Here is a 5,589-nt window from a genome sequence, read left to right on the forward strand (position 1 = left end):
AACGCAAAATGGCCACCCAGCGTTGGGTGGCCATTTTGTCTAAAAGAAGTTCGGCGGTGTCCTACTCTCCCACAGGGTCCCCCCTGCAGTACCATCGGCGCTATGAGGCTTAGCTTCCGGGTTCGGAATGTAACCGGGCGTTTCCCTCACGCTATGGCCGCCGAAACACTATTGATGTTTCAATCAAACCTAAAGGCATACGTGTATGCCTGTTAGGGTTCTCGACCGTACATCGAGAACCACTCAGTGGACGCAAGCACCAACAAACGGTGTGTTATCAAGTCATCGGCTTATTAGTACCAGTCAGCTTCACACGTTACCGTGCTTCCACATCTGGCCTATCAACCCAGTAGTCTGGCTGGGAGCCTCTCACCCGAAGGTATGGAAGTCTCATCTTGAGGCCGGCTTCCCGCTTAGATGCTTTCAGCGGTTATCCATCCCGAACGTAGCTAATCAGCGGTGCTCCTGGCGGAACAACTGACACACCAGAGGTTCGTTCAACCCGGTCCTCTCGTACTAGGGTCAAATCCTCTCAAACTTCCTACGCGCGCAGCGGATAGGGACCGAACTGTCTCACGACGTTCTAAACCCAGCTCGCGTACCGCTTTAATGGGCGAACAGCCCAACCCTTGGGACCTACTCCAGCCCCAGGATGCGACGAGCCGACATCGAGGTGCCAAACCATGCCGTCGATATGGACTCTTGGGCAAGATCAGCCTGTTATCCCCGAGGTACCTTTTATCCGTTGAGCGACAGCGCTTCCACAAGCCACTGCCGGATCACTAGTCCCGACTTTCGTCCCTGCTCGACCTGTCAGTCTCACAGTCAAGCTCCCTTGTGCACTTACACTCGCCACCTGATTGCCAACCAGGTTGAGGGAACCTTTGGGCGCCTCCGTTACTTTTTGGGAGGCAACCGCCCCAGTTAAACTACCCACCAGGCACTGTCCCTGAACCGGATTACGGTTCGAAGTTAGATATCCAATATGACCAGAGTGGTATTTCAACAATGACTCCACGAATACTGGCGTATCCGCTTCACAGTCTCCCACCTATCCTACACAAGCCACACCGAACACCAATACCAAGCTGTAGTAAAGGTCACGGGGTCTTTCCGTCCTGCTGCGCGTAACGAGCATCTTTACTCGTAGTGCAATTTCGCCGAGTTCGCGGTTGAGACAGCTGGGGAATCGTTACGCCATTCGTGCAGGTCGGAACTTACCCGACAAGGAATTTCGCTACCTTAGGATGGTTATAGTTACCACCGCCGTTTACTGGGGCTTAAATTCTCAGCTTCGCCTTGCGGCTAACCGGTCCTCTTAACCTTCCAGCACCGGGCAGGCGTCAGTCCGTATACATCGTCTTGCGACTTGGCACGGACCTGTGTTTTTAGTAAACAGTCGTTCCCCACTAGTCTCTGCGGCCTCCAAACGCTTTCGGGAGTAAATCCCTATACGCCGAAGGCCCCCCTTCTCCCGAAGTTACGGGGGCATTTTGCCGAGTTCCTTAACCACGATTCTCTCGATCTCCTTGGTATTCTCTACCTGACCACCTGAGTCGGTTTGGGGTACGGGCGGCTAGAACCTCGCGTCGATGCTTTTCTTGGCAGCATAGGATCATCCACTTTTTATCCGCATCGTGTCTCAGCCTGTATGAGTCGCGGATTTGCCTACGACTCGGCCTACACACTTGCACCGGGACAACCATCGCCCGGCTGGACTACCTTCCTGCGTCACACCTGTTAATACGCTAACCGCACCAGCATGGGGTCGTACGCTAGGCCTCACCCCATCACCCCGAAGGGATCCGGTCATGAGGATTCAGATACTTAGCACCACTGGATTAGCTTGGGCGGTTCTTCGCCGGTACGGGAATATCAACCCGTTGTCCATCGACTACGCCTGTCGGCCTCGCCTTAGGTCCCGACTTACCCAGGGAAGATTAGCTTGACCCTGGAACCCTTGGTCTTTCGGAGGACGTGTTTCTCACACGTCTTTCGCTACTCATGCCTGCATTCTCACTCGTGTAGCCTCCACGGCTGGATCACTCCGCCGCTTCGCTGGCCACACGACGCTCTCCTACCCATCAACACGGCTGGACCACGAAGGCCTACCAATAATGTCAATGCCACAACTTCGGTGGCGTGCTTGAGCCCCGTTACATTGTCGGCGCGGAATCACTTGACCAGTGAGCTATTACGCACTCTTTCAAGGGTGGCTGCTTCTAAGCCAACCTCCTGGTTGTCTAAGCAACTCCACATCCTTTTCCACTTAGCACGCGCTTTGGGACCTTAGATGGTGGTCTGGGTTGTTTCCCTCTCGACTATGAAGCTTATCCCCCACAGTCTCACTGCTGCGCTCTCACTTACCGGCATTCGGAGTTTGGCTGACGTCAGTAACCTTTTAGGGCCCATCGGCCATCCAGTAGCTCTACCTCCGGCAAGAAACACGCAACGCTGCACCTAAATGCATTTCGGAGAGAACCAGCTATCACGAAGTTTGATTGGCCTTTCACCCCTATCCACAGCTCATCCCCTCAGTTTTCAACCTAAGTGGGTTCGGTCCTCCACGTGCTCTTACACACGCTTCAACCTGGCCATGGATAGATCACTTCGCTTCGGGTCTAGGACATGCGACTGAATCGCCCTATTCAGACTCGCTTTCGCTACGGCTACCCCACACGGGTTAACCTCGCCACATATCACTAACTCGCAGGCTCATTCTTCAAAAGGCACGCTGTCACCCCTACTAAGGAGGCTCCAACGGTTTGTAAGCAAACGGTTTCAGGTACTATTTCACTCCCCTCCCGGGGTACTTTTCACCTTTCCCTCACGGTACTTGTCCGCTATCGGTCATCTGGAAGTATTTAGGCTTATCAGGTGGTCCTGACAGATTCACACGGGATTTCTCGGGCCCCGTGCTACTTGGGATACTCTTCGTGTCAGAACACGCATTTCGACTACGGGGTTGGCACCCTCTATGACCGGCCTTTCAAGACCGTTCGTCTATACGCTTCTGTAACACCGCCATCTCGGCAGAGATGACTGAAAAGTCCCACAACCCCGAACATGCAACTCCTGCCGGATATCACACACACTCGGTTTAGCCTGATCCGGTTTCGCTCGCCACTACTAACGGAATCGCGGTTGCTTTCTCTTCCTGTGGGTACTGAGATGTTTCACTTCCCCACGTTCCCTCTACCCGCCCTATATATTCAGGCGGGAGTCACTAGGTCGGCACGCCGCCCAGCGGGGTTTCCCCATTCGGACACCCTCGGATCAAAACTTGCTTATCAGTTCCCCGAGGCTTATCGCAGATTGCTACGTCCTTCTTCGGCTCCAGATGCCAAGGCATTCACCGTTTGCTCTTAAAGACTTGAAAATCACATGAGTTTGAATCAAAAAACTCGGACCAACCACAAGGGTTGATCAGAAATTGACTAATGATCTTTAAGATCATCTTTCGCAGCCAACCCGAAGGCCGGCTGCAAGATGCTCGCGTCCACTGTGTAGTTCTCAAAGTACGGGCGGTACCCCTCCCCGCAACCCCCGAAAGGGAAACAGCAAGAGGCCCTGAGAATCCGTCACACCCAGGCCTAAAGACCCAGACGTACCCGGTCCCTCAGGACCCAACAGCGTGCAGACACCACATCCCCACCGTTCCCCGTTCCAACCATCCGAAGATGATGTACTAAGAAAACGATGCATCCGTGATGCCATGTCAAATGTTCCACCCATGAGCTCCCAGCAGAAACGTATGTTCTGATCTGGGCTCTGTCACCCCGAGGGGTGCAGTTGCTCCTTAGAAAGGAGGTGATCCAGCCGCACCTTCCGGTACGGCTACCTTGTTACGACTTAGTCCTAATTACCGATCCCACCTTCGACAGCTCCCTCCCACAAGGGGTTAGGCCACCGGCTTCAGGTGTTACCGACTTTCATGACTTGACGGGCGGTGTGTACAAGACCCGGGAACGTATTCACCGCAGCGTTGCTGATCTGCGATTACTAGCGACTCCGACTTCATGAGGTCGAGTTGCAGACCTCAATCCGAACTGGGACCGGCTTTTTGGGATTCGCTCCACCTCACGGTATTGCAGCCCATTGTACCGGCCATTGTAGCATGCGTGAAGCCCAAGACATAAGGGGCATGATGATTTGACGTCATCCCCACCTTCCTCCGAGTTGACCCCGGCAGTATTCCATGAGTTCCCACCATTACGTGCTGGCAACATAGAACGAGGGTTGCGCTCGTTGCGGGACTTAACCCAACATCTCACGACACGAGCTGACGACAACCATGCACCACCTGTTTACGAGTGTCCAAAGAGTTGACCATTTCTGGCCCGTTCTCGTATATGTCAAGCCTTGGTAAGGTTCTTCGCGTTGCATCGAATTAATCCGCATGCTCCGCCGCTTGTGCGGGTCCCCGTCAATTCCTTTGAGTTTTAGCCTTGCGGCCGTACTCCCCAGGCGGGGAACTTAATGCGTTAGCTGCGTCACGGAATCCGTGGAATGGACCCCACAACTAGTTCCCAACGTTTACGGGGTGGACTACCAGGGTATCTAAGCCTGTTTGCTCCCCACCCTTTCGCTCCTCAGCGTCAGTAACGGCCCAGAGATCTGCCTTCGCCATTGGTGTTCCTCCTGATATCTGCGCATTCCACCGCTACACCAGGAATTCCAATCTCCCCTACCGCACTCTAGTCTGCCCGTACCCACTGCAGGCTGGGGGTTGAGCCCCCAGATTTCACAGCAGACGCGACAAACCGCCTACGAGCTCTTTACGCCCAATAATTCCGGATAACGCTTGCACCCTACGTATTACCGCGGCTGCTGGCACGTAGTTAGCCGGTGCTTTTTCTGCAGGTACCGTCACTCTCGCTTCTTCCCTGCTAAAAGAGGTTTACAACCCGAAGGCCGTCATCCCTCACGCGGCGTTGCTGCATCAGGCTTGCGCCCATTGTGCAATATTCCCCACTGCTGCCTCCCGTAGGAGTCTGGGCCGTGTCTCAGTCCCAGTGTGGCCGGTCACCCTCTCAGGCCGGCTACCCGTCGACGCCTTGGTGAGCCATTACCTCACCAACAAGCTGATAGGCCGCGAGCCCATCCCCAACCAATAAATCTTTCCAGACACTGACCATGCGGTCGCGTCTCGTATCCAGTATTAGACGCCGTTTCCAGCGCTTATCCCAGAGTCAGGGGCAGGTTGCTCACGTGTTACTCACCCGTTCGCCACTGATCCACAAGAGCAAGCTCCTGCTTCACCGTTCGACTTGCATGTGTTAAGCACGCCGCCAGCGTTCATCCTGAGCCAGGATCAAACTCTCCGTAAAAGAAAAATACTGAACACACCGGAAAAAGGTGTGAGCAGCGAGTTTGAACTGACCAAAGAAATGAATCAAACTGACTTCATTTAAAATGCCAACCCCCGGAAGGGCTGGTCTTTGATCCAAAGGAATTCTCACCAGTCCGAAGACCGACGAGGATAATTTGGCATTTGACAAGTGCACGCTGTTGAGTTCTCAAGGATCGGATGCTCCCCCGACCCAGTCATCACAACCAGGCCCGAAGGGCAACTTCTCTATCTTATCC

At 54.1% G+C, this 5,589-nt stretch carries 3 rRNA genes; all 3 read right to left on the minus strand.

Features of this window, described 5'->3' with window-relative positions:
• Window positions 1-48 precede the first annotated feature (48 nt).
• A 5S ribosomal RNA gene (gene rrf, locus ACW5CM_RS16055) occupies window positions 49-165 on the minus strand.
• Window positions 166-273: 108 nt separating this feature from the next.
• A 23S ribosomal RNA gene (locus ACW5CM_RS16060) occupies window positions 274-3,379 on the minus strand.
• Between the two features lie 424 nt (window positions 3,380-3,803).
• A 16S ribosomal RNA gene (locus ACW5CM_RS16065) occupies window positions 3,804-5,330 on the minus strand.
• The 16S, 23S and 5S rRNA genes sit together here, the layout of an rRNA operon.
• Window positions 5,331-5,589: the final 259 nt, after the last annotated feature.

Source organism: Microbacterium wangyouchuni (assembly GCF_054072595.1).